Annotated in this window: 14 protein-coding genes, 1 rRNA gene and 1 riboswitch; of the genes, 3 read left to right on the forward strand and 12 right to left on the reverse strand. The window is 68.3% G+C overall.

Annotated features, from left to right (window positions below; genetic code table 11):
* Positions 1-110: 110 nt before the first annotated feature.
* Both AB0I94_RS40940 and AB0I94_RS40945 read left to right on the forward strand, forming a co-directional pair.
* Complete coding sequence (locus AB0I94_RS40940; protein ID WP_363314911.1) at positions 111-695, forward strand: hypothetical protein; 585 nt, start codon at positions 111-113, stop codon at positions 693-695.
* 305 nt (positions 696-1,000) lie between these two features.
* On the forward strand, positions 1,001-1,207 hold the full coding sequence (locus AB0I94_RS40945; RefSeq protein ID WP_363314912.1) for a DUF5999 family protein: 207 nt from the start codon (positions 1,001-1,003) through the stop codon (positions 1,205-1,207).
* Between the two features lie 88 nt (positions 1,208-1,295).
* Here AB0I94_RS40945 and gcvP read toward each other — a convergent pair whose 3' ends face one another.
* On the reverse strand, positions 1,296-4,181 hold the full coding sequence (gcvP, locus tag AB0I94_RS40950) for an aminomethyl-transferring glycine dehydrogenase (RefSeq protein ID WP_363314913.1): 2,886 nt from the start codon (positions 4,179-4,181) through the stop codon (positions 1,296-1,298).
* Positions 4,182-4,379: 198 nt separating this feature from the next.
* Positions 4,380-4,477, reverse strand: a riboswitch (glycine riboswitch).
* A 144-nt stretch (positions 4,478-4,621) separates the two neighbouring features.
* Between gcvP and AB0I94_RS40955 the strand changes: the two genes are divergently transcribed.
* Positions 4,622-5,005 carry a PRC-barrel domain-containing protein gene (locus AB0I94_RS40955; protein ID WP_363314914.1) on the forward strand — a complete coding sequence of 128 codons (384 nt, stop codon included), beginning with the start codon at positions 4,622-4,624 and terminating at the stop codon, positions 5,003-5,005.
* 45 nt (positions 5,006-5,050) lie between these two features.
* Here the strand turns inward: AB0I94_RS40955 and AB0I94_RS40960 are convergent, their stop codons facing one another.
* From AB0I94_RS40960 to rrf, 11 genes are all read right to left on the reverse strand, one after another.
* Entirely contained in the window at positions 5,051-6,472 is a 1,422-nt protein-coding gene (locus AB0I94_RS40960; RefSeq protein ID WP_363314915.1) for a DNA polymerase IV, read from the reverse strand.
* Positions 6,473-6,509: 37 nt separating this feature from the next.
* Positions 6,510-7,145, reverse strand: coding sequence for a MerR family transcriptional regulator (locus tag AB0I94_RS40965; protein WP_363314916.1), 636 nt, complete (start codon positions 7,143-7,145; stop codon positions 6,510-6,512).
* A 171-nt stretch (positions 7,146-7,316) separates the two neighbouring features.
* Entirely contained in the window at positions 7,317-7,790 is a 474-nt protein-coding gene (locus AB0I94_RS40970; RefSeq protein WP_100597640.1) for a bifunctional nuclease family protein, read from the reverse strand.
* 53 nt (positions 7,791-7,843) lie between these two features.
* Positions 7,844-8,587: a MerR family transcriptional regulator gene (locus tag AB0I94_RS40975; protein WP_363314918.1), complete on the reverse strand. Its 744-nt coding sequence runs from the start codon at positions 8,585-8,587 to the stop codon at positions 7,844-7,846.
* Positions 8,588-8,602: 15 nt separating this feature from the next.
* Complete coding sequence (locus AB0I94_RS40980; RefSeq protein WP_363314922.1) at positions 8,603-9,571, reverse strand: FHA domain-containing protein; 969 nt, start codon at positions 9,569-9,571, stop codon at positions 8,603-8,605.
* Between the two features lie 82 nt (positions 9,572-9,653).
* Positions 9,654-10,544, reverse strand: a complete 891-nt coding sequence (locus AB0I94_RS40985) for a DUF881 domain-containing protein (RefSeq protein WP_363314923.1) — start codon at positions 10,542-10,544, stop codon at positions 9,654-9,656.
* 5 nt (positions 10,545-10,549) lie between these two features.
* On the reverse strand, positions 10,550-10,882 hold the full coding sequence (locus tag AB0I94_RS40990) for a small basic family protein (protein ID WP_030794354.1): 333 nt from the start codon (positions 10,880-10,882) through the stop codon (positions 10,550-10,552).
* Positions 10,879-11,778 carry a DUF881 domain-containing protein gene (locus AB0I94_RS40995; RefSeq protein ID WP_363314919.1) on the reverse strand — a complete coding sequence of 300 codons (900 nt, stop codon included), beginning with the start codon at positions 11,776-11,778 and terminating at the stop codon, positions 10,879-10,881. The genes AB0I94_RS40990 and AB0I94_RS40995 overlap by 4 nt, the downstream gene beginning before the upstream one ends.
* 89 nt (positions 11,779-11,867) lie before the next feature.
* Positions 11,868-14,363 carry a mannose-1-phosphate guanyltransferase gene (locus AB0I94_RS41000; protein ID WP_363314920.1) on the reverse strand — a complete coding sequence of 832 codons (2,496 nt, stop codon included), beginning with the start codon at positions 14,361-14,363 and terminating at the stop codon, positions 11,868-11,870.
* Between the two features lie 113 nt (positions 14,364-14,476).
* Entirely contained in the window at positions 14,477-15,085 is a 609-nt protein-coding gene (locus AB0I94_RS41005; protein ID WP_363314921.1) for a CDP-alcohol phosphatidyltransferase family protein, read from the reverse strand.
* Positions 15,086-15,246: 161 nt separating this feature from the next.
* Positions 15,247-15,340 (reverse strand): 5S ribosomal RNA (rrf, locus tag AB0I94_RS41010); the annotation flags it as partial.

Here is a 15,340-nt window from a genome sequence, read left to right on the forward strand (position 1 = left end):
CGCTCGCGGTCCCCAGCCCCCGCCCCCGCCCCTCTGCCCCCGGAGCAGACAGCGACGTCCGCACCTGTCCTCGTTCCACCGTGCCTGTCGAATGAGAGAGGCGACCCATCATGCCGCTGCAAGTCCCCCCGGCTCCCGCGCCCGCCCTGCGCAGCGTCCTCGCGGCACTCGGTTCACCCACCGCCGTACGCGAAGCCCGCACCCCGTCCCTGCGCGCAGCACAGGGACCCGTAAGCCCCGAACTCCCGTTGCCCGTACACGTACTTGACCGGATCACTCCGTCGGGCACCGCGCCCACCCGGCTCGCGGGGTGGCGGTTTCTGATCCGCGCCGGCGAGCGAGCCGTCGCCGCCGCGGACACGATGCTGACTCCTGACGGGTGGGCCTTCTCGCACTTCTTCGAAGGCCCGTACATAGCGTCCACGGAGCGCGCCCTTCGTCATGCCGAAGCGATGCCAATGCCGTACCAACCACGACTGTTGTCCGTACCCGAGCTTTACATGCTGACACTCTGGTTGCACGGCGACTGCACCGCGGACGGCGCCGGCGGCCACCTCGCGCCCTCAGATGTCCTCGTGCCCCTGGCGCCCGCGCCCCCGGGCATCGCGGCGCACCATCCGCACCGCGCGTCGGAGCTCCTGAAGGTCCTCACGCACCGCATGGCCCCGGCACCGCTGCTCGGCTCACCCGCCTGACCTCGCAGCACGTCCCCGTGCCCCGCCGCCGTCCAGGCCGCGGGGCTCGGTGCATGGTGTGCCCATACGGACTAGCCCGGTATGACCACCCCGAACCACCCGAAGAGACAGTGCAGTTGGGCTGAACCGTCCGGGCGGGTGATACGTCATTAAGCAGTAAGGAGCGCTGCCGCTAAATCCCTGCGGATTCACGCCCGTAGGGCAACACTGGGACAGGACCGACTTGACGGGGGGCGGCCATGAACACCGCATCGAGCCGCAAAGCAGACGTCACAGCCATCACATCGCAGCGAAAGAACCCATCCATGTGCCAGCACCAACCACCGTGCCCGACAGCCGACTCCGCGGACCGGGAGGCCGCGCTCCTCATCGCGAGCCACCCGGAGCAGGGCTGGAGCCTGCTGTGCAACGGCGTCCTCCTCTTCGAGGACACCGGTGAGCTGCTGCCGGACGGCCAGATCATCGCCCCGCACCGACCGCTGGGCACGGACAAGATCATGACCGCCGCCTGACCCGGCGGCCGCACGGCACGGACAGACAAGGGGCCGACCCGGAGACACACCTCCGGACCGGCCCCCCTCGCATGTTCGGGCCCCGCTGTCAGTCCTCGTACGCATCCAGCGGCGGGCAGGAGCAGACCAAATTCCGGTCGCCGTACGCCTGATCGATGCGGCGCACCGGCGGCCAGTACTTGTCCGCGGCCACCACACCGGCCGGGAAGACGGCCTCCTCGCGGCTGTACGCGTGCTCCCACTCCCCGCCGAGCGCGGCAGCGGTGTGCGGGGCGTTCCGCAGCGGGTTGTCATCGGCGGGCCAGTCGCCGCCCACCTTCTCGATCTCCGCGCGAATGCTGATCATCGCCTCGCAGAACCGGTCGATCTCGACCAGGTCCTCGCTCTCGGTCGGCTCGATCATCAGCGTCCCCGCGACCGGGAACGACATGGTCGGCGCGTGGAAGCCGTAGTCGATGAGCCGCTTCGCGATGTCGTCGACACTGACACCGGTCGCCTTGCTGATCGGCCGCAGATCGATGATGCACTCGTGCGCGACGAGCCCGCCGGGGCCGGTGTAGAGCACGGGGTAATGCGGCTCCAGGCGCTTGGCGATGTAGTTCGCGGAGAGCACCGCGACCTGCGTGGCGCGCTTGAGGCCCTCGCCGCCCATGAGGCGTACGTACGCCCAGGAGATCGGCAGGATTCCGGCCGAGCCCCACGGCGCGGCGGAGATCGGGCCGACCCCCGTCTCGGGGCCCGCGGCGGGCTGCAGCGGGTGGTTGGGCAGGTACGGCGCGAGGTGCTCGCGCACACCGACCGGACCGACGCCGGGGCCACCGCCGCCGTGCGGGATGCAGAAGGTCTTGTGCAGGTTCAGGTGCGAGACGTCGCCGCCGAACTTGCCGGGCTGGGCGAGACCCACAAGGGCGTTGAGGTTCGCCCCGTCGACGTACACCTGGCCGCCCGCCTCGTGCACCTGGGCGCAGATGTCGGCGACGTGCTCCTCGAACACACCGTGCGTGGACGGGTACGTGATCATGAGCACGGACAGTTCGTCGCGGTGCTTCTCGATCTTGGCGCGCAGGTCCTCGACGTCGATCTCGCCGTCGTCGCTGGTCTTCACGACGACGACCTTCATGCCGGCCATCACGGCGCTCGCGGCGTTGGTGCCGTGCGCGGACGACGGGATGAGGCAGACGGTGCGCTGCTCGTCGCCGTTGGCGCGGTGGTAGCCACGGACCGCGAGCAGACCGGCGAGCTCACCCTGCGAACCGGCGTTGGGCTGCAGGGAGACCTTGTCGTACCCGGTGACCTCGGCGAGCCGCTCCTCCAGCTCACGGATGAGCGTCAGATAGCCCTGCGCCTGCTGGGCGGGCGCGAAGGGGTGCAGCTGGCCGAACTCGGGCCAGGTGACCGGCTCCATCTCGGTGGTCGCGTTGAGCTTCATGGTGCAGGAGCCCAGCGGGATCATGCCGCGGTCGAGCGCGTAGTCGCGGTCGGCCAGCTTGCGCAGGTAGCGCAGCATGGCGGTCTCGGAGCGGTACTGGTGGAAGACGGGGTGCGTCAGGTACTCGTCGTCGCGCGACAGCTCCGCCGGAAGCGAGTCCTCGGTCTCCGCGTCGAGCGCCTCGATGTCGGCCTCAACCCCGAAAGCGGTCCAGATCGCGGTCACTTGCTTGCGCGTGGTGGTCTCGTCGCAGGCCAGGGAGACATGATCGGCGTCGACCTGGTGGATGTTGACGCCACCCTCGCGGGCCGCGGCGACGAGCGCCTCGGCCCTGCCGGGCACCCGCACGGTGAGGGTGTCGAAGTACGCGCCGTGCACGACCTCGACCCCGCCCGCGGTGAGCCCCGCGGCGAGCACGGTGGCGTAGCGGTGGGTACGCCGTGCGATGGACTTGAGACCCTCGGGTCCGTGGTAGACCGCGTACATTCCGGCCATCACGGCGAGCAGCACCTGCGCGGTACAGATGTTGCTGGTGGCCTTCTCGCGGCGGATGTGCTGCTCACGGGTCTGCAGCGCGAGCCGGTAGGCCCTGTTGCCGTCCGCGTCCACGGAGACGCCGACGAGCCGCCCCGGCAGGCTGCGGGCGAACTTCTCGCGCACCGCCATGTAACCGGCGTGCGGGCCGCCGAAGCCCATCGGGACGCCGAAGCGCTGCGTCGTCCCGACGGCGATGTCGGCGCCGAGCTCACCGGGCGAGGTGAGCAGCGTGAGGGCCAGCAGGTCCGCGGCGACGGAGACGATGGCACCGAGTTCGTGCGCCTGCTCGATGAGGGGCTTGATGTCGCGTACGGCACCGGAGGCGCCGGGGTACTGGATCAGTACGCCGACGACACCGCGCTCGGCGACCTCGGCCGGGACGCCCTGGCTCAGATCGGCGACGACGACGTCCACACCCGTCGGCTCGGCGCGGGTCTGGATGACGGCTATCGTCTGCGGCAACGCGTCGGCGTCGACCAGGAACACACCGTCCTTGACCTTGCCCATGCGCCGCGAGAGCGCCATGGCCTCGGCGGCGGCGGTGCCCTCGTCGAGCAGCGAGGCGCCGGAGGTGGGCAGCCCGGTCAGCTCGGCGACGACGGTCTGGAAGTTGAGCAGCGCCTCGAGGCGGCCCTGGGAGATCTCGGGCTGGTACGGCGTGTAAGCGGTGTACCACGCCGGGTTCTCCATCACGTTCCGCAGGATCACCGGCGGGGTGAAGGTCCCGTAGTAACCGAGCCCGATCATGGAATCGAGGACCTGGTTGCGGTCCGCGAGGGAACGCAGTTCGGCGAGCACCTCGGCCTCGGTGCGTGCCCCCGGAAGGTTCAGCGCCTCGGCGTTCTTGATCACATCCGGCACGGCGGCCGCGGTGAGCTCGTCGAGCGAGCCGTACCCGACCTGCGCGAGCATCTTGGCCCGTGCTTCCACATCGGGACCGATGTGCCGCTGCTCGAAGGGGATGCCCTGTTCGAGCTGTGAGAGCGGGATACGAGGGGTGGCGGTCATTGCGGAGGCCTCCTGGTCTGACGCGACCTGCGAGGGGCACCACGGCGCGGGTACCCGGACGGCCTCCCCCTCTGTCATCTCAACCTGAGAGTTTCACCGGTCCACGCCCCGCGAGAGGCGTCGTACCGGCTTTCACCGTCGGTGAGGAAGGGGACCGGAACGTGCCCGCCCGACGCCCGCCCTACTTTCCAGAGTGACCTCGTCCGTGCGGTACAGGGGCCTGAGAGATTCCGGGGAGGAGTTGCTCCTTCGGCGCCTCCGGTGTCTCCACCGGAGAGCTCTCCCGCACGGGGTCAGCAGCCAAGCGCCAGCCTACCAGCGCGGACCGTGACCGTTCCCTCGAGTGGCCACCTGCCCCGAAGTGCTCTTTCGTAGTGATTGCGAACGAACGAGGATGAGTTACGCCCCACTTCGACACGCCTCGACCAGTTGGAGGGCCCGTGCAGACCGACATCGATCCGCGCCACTTGATCGGCCGGAAGGCGTTCGACCGGAACGGGGCCAAGATCGGCACGATCGACGAGGTCTATCTCGACGACGCGACGGGCGCCCCGGAGTGGGCGGCCATACGCACGGGTCTGTTCAGCAGGGACACGTTCGTCCCCCTGGAACCGAGTGAGCTCAGGAGCGACGGCACCCTGCGCATCCCCTTCGAACGCTCACTGATCAAGGACGCCCCCGATTTCGGCGTGGGCCGCCACCTCTCCCCCGAACAGGAACTGCAGCTCTACCACCATTACGGCCTGGACATCGCGCCCCCGCCTCCCCCGCCACCGCCGCCGGACAAGGACTTCGGCAACATCGCGGGCCGGGACAGCCCCTGACGCCCGCCCGGCCCCCAAGTGGCCCCTTCGGGGGAGCCACCGGCGTCACCGCGGCTCCAGCGCCTCAGGCGACGCCACCAGAGGCAAGGGCTCCGCGGGCTCGAGCGCCGGATCATCCGTACGGAACGTCCGCACTCGCCCCGGCGTCGAGGACTCCGGCGTCTCGAAGCGAACCGTCACCCGCCCCAGGCCGCTGCCCTGCACCCACCCGTGCCCATACTCGGCATGCCGCACGTCGTGCCCGGCGGCCCACCGTCGCTCGGCCGGAACGACCGGCTCCGCCACCGTCTCGACCACGGGTTCCGCCCCTGCATCCCCGGCGCCCTCCTCCTCCGCCTTCTGCTGCGTCTCCAGAGCCTCCGCCGCCTCGGCCCGGGCCTCGGCCTGCGCCTGGGCCTGTGCCTGCGCGAAGAGGTCCTCCTGCGTGTAGTCGGCGAGCCCCGTGACGCCCACCCCGAGGAGCCGCACGCCCCCGGTGGTGTCCACGGACTCGAGAAGACGCGCGGCGGCCTCACGGACCACTCCGGGGTCGTCCGTCGGCCCGCGCAGCGTCTCGGAGCGCGTCAGCGTCGAGAAGTCGAACCGCCGCACCTTCAGGACGATGGTCCGCCCCGAGTGCCCCGCCGCGCGCAGCCGCTCCACGCACCGGTCGGCGAGCCGCGTGACCTCGCCCCTGACCCGCACCCGGTCATGGATATCCACGTCGTAGGTGTCCTCCACGCTGACCGACTTGGACTCCCGCTCCGCCACCACGGGCCGCTCGTCCCGCGCCAGCGCCATCGCGTACAGCGCGCTCCCGTGCGACTTCCCGAGCAGTCGTACGAGCTCGTCCTCGCCCGCCTCCGCGATCTCCCCCACGGTCGTGATCCCGCCCCGCCGCAGATGGTCCCCGGTGGCGGGACCGACGCCCGGCAGGGTCCGCACCGACATCGGCGCGAGCAGGCCCCGCTCGGTGCCCGGCACTATCAGCCGCAGCCCGTCGGGCTTGGCCTCCTCCGAAGCGATCTTCGCCAGCATCTTGGACGCAGCGAGCCCGACCGACCCCGCGAGCCCCGTCACCGCCTTGATGTCGGCCCGCAACCGCTCGCCCACATCCAGCGCGGACGCCTGGTCGTCGGCCACGCCGCCCGCCTCCAGGTCGACGAAGGCCTCGTCCAGGCTGAGCGGCTCCACCAGCGGCGACAGCTCCCGCAGCAGCGACATCACCTGGTCGCTGATCTCTCGGTAGAGCCCGAAGCGGGGCACCAGATAGGCGGCATTGGGCGCCAGGCGCCGCGCCTGCCCCATGGGCATCGCCGAGTGCACACCGAACTTCCGCGCCTCGTACGAGGCCGTGGCCACCACGCCTCGCGGCCCGAGCCCGCCCACGATGACGGCTTTCCCGCGCAGACTCGGCTTCGCGGCTTGCTCGGCAGACGCGTAGAAGGCATCCATGTCGAGATGCAGGATCGTGGGCGCGGTTCTCACATCTCTGATGCTGCCCTACGCCACTGACAACGCCGCTTCACACGGCCCTGTTGCGCCGCCTCGCGAGCTCGTCGGCGGGGTTCTGCCGCACCAGCGTCTCTCCGGTGTCGATCCGCTCCCCGTGCAGCTGCGAAAGCGCCGCTTCCACGTCCCGCCACACGACGCCCACGGCGATCCCGAAGACCCCCTGGCCGCCCTGGAGCAGGTCGTGGACCTCGTCGGGCGACGTGCACTCGTAGACCGTCGCGCCGTCGCTCATGAGCGTCATCCGCTCCAGGTCCCGGAAACCGCGGTCACGCAGATGCTGGACCGTGGTCCGGATGTTCTGCAGGGACACACCCGTGTCGAGGAACCGCTTCACGATCTTCAGGACGACGACGTCCCGGAAGCTGTAGAGCCGCTGGGTCCCCGAACCGCCCGCGGACCGCACGCTGGGCTCGACCAGGCCCGTACGGGCCCAGTAGTCGAGCTGTCGGTAGGTGATGCCGGCGGCCGCGCACGCGGTCGGCCCCCGGTAACCGATCTGTTCCTGTTCGGACTGTCCGGACGTGGCGTCCCCGCTCCCCTGAACGCTCCCCTGAACCACCATCGGCCTCTGCGGAGAGTGACCGGCCGTGCTGCTGTGAAGCGGATACGGCCCACCCATCGCCGTACCGTCGCCGCTGCTTCTCACGCCGACCTCCGTCCTTGACCTGCCTTCACGACGGTAGGCAGTCACCAGGGGCTCGTCAACGATCGCCACACTCGGCACGCCGAGTGATAATCACCCTAAGAGTGGTTTGCTGTACCGCACCGCCGGGAAAGGCTAGCCGAATGGCCCGCCGGAGCCCCGGTGAGCGACGGCCTACTGGCTGTTGGTACCGAAGTCCTCGGGAGAGATCTGGTCGAGGAACTCGCGGAACTTCTCCACCTCGTCCTCCTGCTCGTCCGGAATGGCGATGCCCGCGTCGTCGAGGACACCGTCGCTGCCGTAGATCGGCGTCCCCGTACGGAGCGCTAGCGCTATGGCGTCGGACGGGCGGGCGCTCACCTCGACTCCACTGGAGAAGACCAGCTCCGCGTAGAAGACACCTTCTCGGAGATCTGTGATGCGCACCTCGGTGAGCTCCTGACCCACCGCCTCCAGCACGTCCTTGAACAGGTCGTGGGTCAGCGGCCGCGCGGGCGCCATCCCCTGCTGTGCGAAGGCGATCGCGGTCGCCTCCCCTGGTCCGATCCAGATGGGGAGGTAGCGATCGCCTCCCACTTCACGCAGGAGCACGATCGGTTGGTTGGAGGGCATTTCCACCCGGACACCTACGACGTCGAGCTCGTTCACACAGCAACCCTAGGACGTGCCCGGCCGGTTTGGGTAGTCGGGCACCCCCCGAGTCAGGGCAAGCGGACCCCGAGCGCGGTCTGCACCAGTGCAGAATGCAGCTTTCCGGTCAGCCCGGCGAGTTCCTTCGTACGGGCTTCCGCATGGGCTCTGGTCTGCGGATTGCGGTGCCGGCGCAGCGGCGCGACGACCTGGTCGACCAGACCGGCCTCACGTTCGGCCGCCGACTTCACGGCACGCAGATGCCTGGGTTCGATGCCGAATCGCCCGAGTTCGAGCACGAGCGCGGCGACCGTCACGGCCTCCGCGTCATAACCACCGTCCGGCAACGGCACGATGAGCCCGTACGTCTCCCAGTCCGCGAGCTGCTCAGCGTCGATCTCGGCGGCGGCAAGCAGCTCCGCACGGCCCACACGGGCGGCAGTGGGCTCCCCGGCGTCACCCACGCCCCAGGCGTCACCGGGGTCACGCGGCTGCCCCGGAGAGGGCACAGAGACCCGCTCTCCGCGCTCCAGGGCGTCCAGGTGCTCCCTGATCACCTTGAGCGGCAGATAGTGGTCACGCTGCATCCTCAGGACGTGACCGAGCCGCTCGACGTCCTGGGGGCTGAACTTGCGGTAGCCCGACGGAGTGCGTTCCGGCTCGATGAGCCCTTCCGACTCCAGGAAACGGATCTTGGAGATCGTGACCTCGGGAAACTCGTCACGCAGCGCGTTCAGCACCGCGCCGATGCTCATCAGCCGACGGTCCTCGGAGGCGGTGCCGTTCCCGGCACCGCCCCTCGGTGTTTGAAGCATGGACCTTCCTGAAGATCAGATGCCGATGCCCCGCTGGCTCGCGTAGAAGACCAGCCGGTACTTGCCGATCTGCACCTCGTCGCCGTTCGACAGCGCGACCGAGTCGATGCGCTCCCTGTTGACGTACGTGCCGTTGAGGCTGCCCACATCGGCGACGGTGAAGGAACCGTCCCCGAGGCGTCGGAACTCCACGTGACGGCGCGAGACGGTCACGTCGTCCAGGAAGATGTCGCTCTGCGGGTGACGTCCGGCCGTGGTCAGGTCGCCGTCCAGGAGGAAGCGGCTGCCCGAGTTCGGCCCACGGCGCACCACGAGGAGCGCGGAGCCGAGCGGCAGTGCGTCAACGGCGGCCTGGGCCTCCGGCGAGAGGGCGGGCGAGGCGGTCTGCCCCGTCACCTCCGCGTCGTAGGCCTCCAGGCCCGAGATGGAGATCGTCGAGGTCGTCTCGGACGGACGCTCCGGCGTGGCCCCGGCCCGCAGCGGCGCACCGCAGTTGGAGCAGAACCGGCTCGCCTCCGCGTTGCGGTTCCCGCACCTCGTACACACCAGGGCCATGGACGGATCCTCCTGCCGCGGCTGCCCCGCGCGGGCATTCGATGCGTACGGATCAGGGGTAAACCCTCCACCCGCACTTGAGGTTGACGGTTCTCCGAAACCTATGCGGCCCGGACCGGCAGGGTCAACAGACGACGCGCCCTGCGCGCCCGAAATGTCACCGCCTGGCCCACCGACCTGGTCACGGAACATCGGGCGCTCGGCGCCCTGCTCCTCGGCATCTCCATGGCGCGGGGCACGGTGCCGGGCGGTGGCGGGATTGCCACTGTCCTCACGTGCGCTCTTGCCGAACAACTTCGCAAACAACTTCACGGGCGATTCCCCTTGACCGAAACAGACCCGCCCGTGGGGCAGGACGAACCCTGATTGCACACACCGGCGTACATCGGCAGCACAGACATCCTCACAACGTCCGTATCCACCAAACAGTTTCCACCACGCACCACGCTTACGGTGCGCCGACCCCCCGCAACCTCATGCCCTTGAACAGCGGCCCCCATGCAGCCCCGCCTCACTGGGACGACGACCGAGCGTAGTCAGGCCGCTTCGCCGCTCGCAAGGCGTCCACGACGATCTTCTCCGCTCGCGTCACGGTGACGGTGGCCTGCTCCTTCTCCAGAGTCTGCACCACTCCACCTGGGATGTTCAGCGCCGGCTCAAGATCCTGCGGCTTGCCGATCACCTTGAACCGGTAGGGCTTGCCGACCTTGCGGCCGTCCACCCGGACACCACGACTGTCCGTATCCGACAGATAGGTGTTGGCCACTACGCGTACATCATTGATCTGGATGGCCTCGGCACCCGCGGCACGCAACTCCTGGATGGCGTCAAGCAGCATGTCCGCCTGAACCGCCCCCTTCTTGTCATCGATGGTCAGCGTGATACCAGGACCCTGCGCCGCCACGGTGCCCGCCAGAATGCCGAGTTGACGCTCCTTCTCGACAGTCTGCTTGCGGGCCTCCTCGGCCTGGTCCGAGCTGTTCTCAAGCCCGGTGCGCTGGTCCTCGAGACGCTGCTTCTCACCTTCCAGACGCTGTGTACGGTCATCGAGTTCATCGAGGATGCGTACGAGATCTTCCTGACGTGCCCCGCGCAGCGCGCTGCTGTCGTTGTTGGAGCGCACCTGGATCGCGAGACCGAGCCCCAGCACGAACAGCAACAGGGCCACGATGAGTTGCGGGCGGGTGACGCGAGGCGGCCACAGCCCCTGGGCCAGCCGCTGACGGCCGCTGAGCGAGGACTTCCCGTCCTGCGCGGTGTCCTGCGGCTCGCCCTGCTGCTTGTCCTGCTGCTCGCCCTGTCCGGGTGCCGTGCCCTCCTCGGGCTCGGCGGGCACGCCGTGCACCTCAGCGGGAAGTTCCCCACTGCGGTTGTCGCCCCCGGGCGTCTTCTCCGTACCCATCCGCGTCACGCCCTGAAGATGTGTCGGCGGATGGCGGCGGCGTTGGAGAAGATCCGGATGCCGAGCACCACCACGACACCGGTGGAGAGCTGAGCGCCCACGCCCAACTTGTCGCCGAGGAACACGATCAGGGCGGCCACGACCACGTTCGAGAGGAACGACACCACGAAGACCTTGTCGTCGAAGATGCCGTCGAGCATCGCGCGCAGGCCTCCGAACACCGCGTCGAGGGCCGCCACCACGGCGATCGGAAGGTACGGCTCGACCACGGCCGGAACCTCGGGCCGGACCAACAATCCGGCCACGACTCCCACGACGAGGCCCAGTACGGCGATCACGATGTGCCCTTTCCTGCCTTCGGCTCTGCTGTACGTACGGTCACACTCGGTGCTGCCGGCAGTCGGACATCATCCTGGACGGAAATGCTGGTCCGGACGCCGAAGTTCTCCTGCAGAGCGTGCAGATACTGACCGTCGCGACTGTTCTGGAATCTCGTGCTCAAGCGCTGCCCGTCGCCCACGGCAAGCACCGTATACGGCGGCACCAGCGGCTTGTTGTCGACCAGTATCGCGTCACCCGCGGCCCTGATCGCCGACAGCGCCGTCAGCCGCTGGTCGTTGATGGCGATCGCCTCCGCGCCGGACTGCCACAGGCCGTTGACGACCCGTTGCATGTCGCGGTCGCGCACTCGTCCGGTGTCGGAGAACCCCGCGCTCTCGCGCGGACCGCCCCCGCCCTGGTCGGCTTCCTTGGCGTCGTCCACCACAAGCTTCACACCGGGCCCATGGGCCTTGGTCGCACCGGAGAGCAGGGACACCAACTCGCCCTGGCTGCCCCCGTGTTTCTTCAGCGCCTCACGCTGCCGCTCGTCCACGTCGTCACGGAGCGTCTCGACGTCCCCTTCGAGCTCGTCGGCGTCCGAAGTCGCCGACTCGATCCGGTCGATGAGCTCCACGCGCTCCTTGGCGACGACCGGAGCCGCTATCCGCGCCTGCGCGGCACCCACCGTCACCACGAGGGCCGCGAGCACGAGACCGAGGGCCAGGCCGAGCTTCGCCCGCAGCGGACGGGGCACACCACCGGCGCCTTTGGCCTTCTTGCGGGCCGCCGCCTCGGCGTAACCCTCGTCCAGACTGTGGTCCATGACCGTGGTCAGCAGCGACATGGAGGCATCCGGGCGCCGGGGGCGCGAGGGAGTGCTCCGAACGGGGGGCTGCTGCGGCATGCCGCACATCGTCGCACGTCGCGGGCGCTACCTCCGAATGGCCCCACCAGCGTGCCGGACGGCACCCCTCAAGGGTGCCGTCCGGCCCGTGCCGCCGGTCAGCGGCCTGCGCTGTCCACCACGGCGGACCACTCGTCGAGCAGCGCCTGAGCGGACGCGTCGTCGGGTCCTTCCGCCCACAGATGAGTGACGGCCTCCGCGGGGTCGGGCAGTACCAGCGCCCAGCGCCCGTCCGACTCCACGACGCGCACGCCATCGGTGGTGTCCACCGAACGCTCTCCCGCCGCCTCCACCACGGTCCGCATCACGAGCCCCTTCACCGCCCAGGGCGTCGCGAGGTCACGCCGCAGCACATGGGCGCGCGGGATACGCGCGTCGATCTGGCTCAGCGTGAGCTGCGTACGCGCCACGAGACCGATCAGCCGCACGAAGGCCGCCGTACCGTCGAAGACGCTGCTGAACTCGGGGATGATGAAACCGGCTCGGCCGTCTCCACCGAAGATGGTCGACTCGTCACGCCCCACGCGCGTCAGGTCGTCGGGCGACGTGGTCGTCCAGTCGACCTGCGTCCCGTGGTACGCGGCCACCTGTTCGCCGATGCGCGTCGTCGTGACGGGCAGCGCGACCCGACCGCTGCGGCGTTCCGCGGCGACCAGGTCGAGCATGACGAGAAGCGCCCGGTCGTCCTCGATGATCCGCCCCTTCTCGTCGACGAGCGAAAGCCGCTCACCGACCGGGTCGAAGCGCACACCGAAGTCGGCGCGCGACGACGCCACGATCTCGCCAAGACGCACGAGGCCCGACCTGCGTGCTTCGTACGTCTCGGTCGGACGCGACTCGTCGAGCCCCGGGTTGATGGTCAACGCGTCGACGCCAAGCCGCCCCAGAAGGCTCGGCAGCACAAGGCCCGCGCTTCCGTTCGAGGCGTCCACGACGACCTTCAGGTTCGACTCGGCCACACCTGTGGTGTCGACATTACGCAGCAACGAACCGGTGTAGGAGTCGAAGACACTGGACGGGAAGTGCAGGTCCCCGATCTCCCCGGGGAAGGCCCGCCGGTATTCCTGGCGCGCGTACACCCGGTCCAGCTTCCGCTGACTCCCCTGCGAAAGGTCGGCACCTCGCGCGTCGAAGAACATGATGTCGACGGAGTCCGGAACCCCCGGCGTCGTCCGGATCATGATCCCGCCGGCACTGCCCCGAGCCGTCTGCTGCCGCGCCACGGGCAGCGGTACATTCTCCAGGTCCCGTACGTCGATGGCGCTGGCCTGCAGGGCCGAGATCACCGCTCGCTTCAACGCTCGGGCGCCTCGGGAGTGGTCACGGGCCGTGGTGACCGTCGATCCCTTCTTGAGGGTCGTGGCGTAGGCCCCCGCCAGCCGCACCGCCAGCTCCGGCGTGATCTCCACGTTCAGAATCCCGGAGACGCCGCGCGCGCCGAAGAGATGGGCCTGGCCCCGGGACTCCCAGATGACAGAGGTGTTGACGAACGCGCCGGCCTCGATCGTCTTGAACGGGTACACCCGGACATTGCCCTGGATAATCGATTCCTCACCGACGAGACACTCGTCGCCGATGACGGCACCGTCCTCGATGCGGGAGGCCCGCATGATGTCGGTGTTCCTCCCGACGACACAGCCTCGCAGGTTGCTGTGCTGGCCGATGTAGACGTTGTCGTGCACGACGGCCTTGTGCAGGAAGGCCCCGGCCTTCACCACGACGTTCGATCCCAGCACCGTGTGCTCACGAATCTCGGCGCCCGCCTCGACCTTGGCATAGTCACCGATGTAGAGCGGTCCGCGCAGCGTGGCGTCGGGGTGGACCTCGGCGCCTTCGGCAACCCACACACCGGGCGAGATCTCGAAGCCGTCGAGCGCGACGTCGACCTTGCGTTCCAGCACGTCGGCCTGCGCCTTGACGTAGCTCTCGTGCGTGCCGACGTCTTCCCAGTAGCCCTCGGCGATGTACCCATAGATGGGCTTGCCTTCCTTCATGAGCTGCGGGAAGACGTCGCCGGACCAGTCCACCGACACATCGGCGTCGACGTAGTCGAAGACCTCGGGCTCCATGACGTAGATGCCCGTGTTCACCGTGTCGGAGAAGACCTGGCCCCAGGTCGGCTTCTCCAGGAAGCGCTCGACCTTTCCTTCCTCGTCCACGATGGTGATGCCGAATTCCAGCGGATTGGGGACGCGCGTCAGACAGACGGTGACAAGCGCGCCCTTCTCCTTGTGGAAGTTGATGAGCTCGGTGAGATCGAAATCAGTCAGCGCATCACCGGAGATCACGAGGAACGCATCGTCCTTCAATGCTTCCTCGGCGTTCTTCACACTCCCGGCAGTGCCGAGTGGCTTCTCCTCATTGGCATAGGTGAGCTCCATCCCAAGCTCTTCACCATCGCCGAAGTAATTCTTGACCAGGGAGGCCAGGAACTGGACTGTCACTACGGTCTCGGTGAGCCCATGCCTCTTGAGCAGCCGCAGCACATGCTCCATGATGGGCCTGTTGGCCACAGGAAGAAGCGGCTTGGGCATGCTCGAGGTCATAGGGCGAAGGCGCGTGCCTTCGCCTCCGGCCATTACGACGGCCTTCATGTCGGAAGCGTCCTCCTCAATAGACGACGATCTAGCCGACTTAGCCAGCCCAAATAGGCCCGTAAAGCTTGCCTACGGGACTGCAAGCCTCTACGGCTGCCAAATCAGCTAGCTCAATCGGCCGTGGTGTCTGCACGGACAAGGCGGCGGACCTGGACCACGTAGAGGATCCCTGCCCACCAGTACAGACTTGTACCCCATCCTGCGAACGCCCATCCGAAAATAGCAGCGAGAGTGCTCATCCAGCCACTTCCATCACTGAGGAGCAGTAGTGGAAAGGCGTACATCAGGTTGAAGGTGGCGGCCTTGCCGAGGAAGTTCACCTGGGGCGGCGGATAGCCGTGACGCCTGAGGATCCAGACCATCACCAGCAGCATCAGCTCACGCAGTAGCAGCGCCGCGGTCAGCCAGAGCGGAAGAATCTCCCGCCAGGTGAGTCCTACCAAGGTCGACAGGATGTAGAGCCGGTCGGCGGCCGGGTCGAGCAGCCGCCCGAGGTTGCTGATCTGGTTCCAGCGGCGGGCCAGCTTGCCGTCGAGATAGTCGCTGATACCGCTCAGCATCAGCACCAGCAGCGCCCAGTGGTCACTCTTGGGACCGCCGAACTCCGGCCTGAGGATCAACCACAGGAAGAGGGGTACGCCGACGAGGCGCGCCATGCTGAGGATGTTCGGGATGGTGAGGACTCGGTCCGTCTGAACGCGAGTTTCCTGGACCTCCACCCGGGGGCCTCCTGTGGGAAACGAGCCGATGATGCCCCCTGACCTTACCGTCAGTTGTCAGCCGGCGGTGCAGAGGGGTGACCCGAGGATTGAAAGGCCCTGGAAACACAAAAAGCCGTGGTCCCTGGACTAATTGTCCAGGGACCACGGCTATAAATTGAGTTCGGCGGCGTCCTACTCTCCCACAGGGTCCCCCCTGCAGTACCATCGGCGCTGTGAGGCTTAGCTTCCGGGTTCGGAATGTAACCGGGCGTT

The organism is Streptomyces sp. NPDC050147 (assembly GCF_040660195.1).
Lineage (GTDB): Bacteria > Actinomycetota > Actinomycetes > Streptomycetales > Streptomycetaceae > Streptomyces.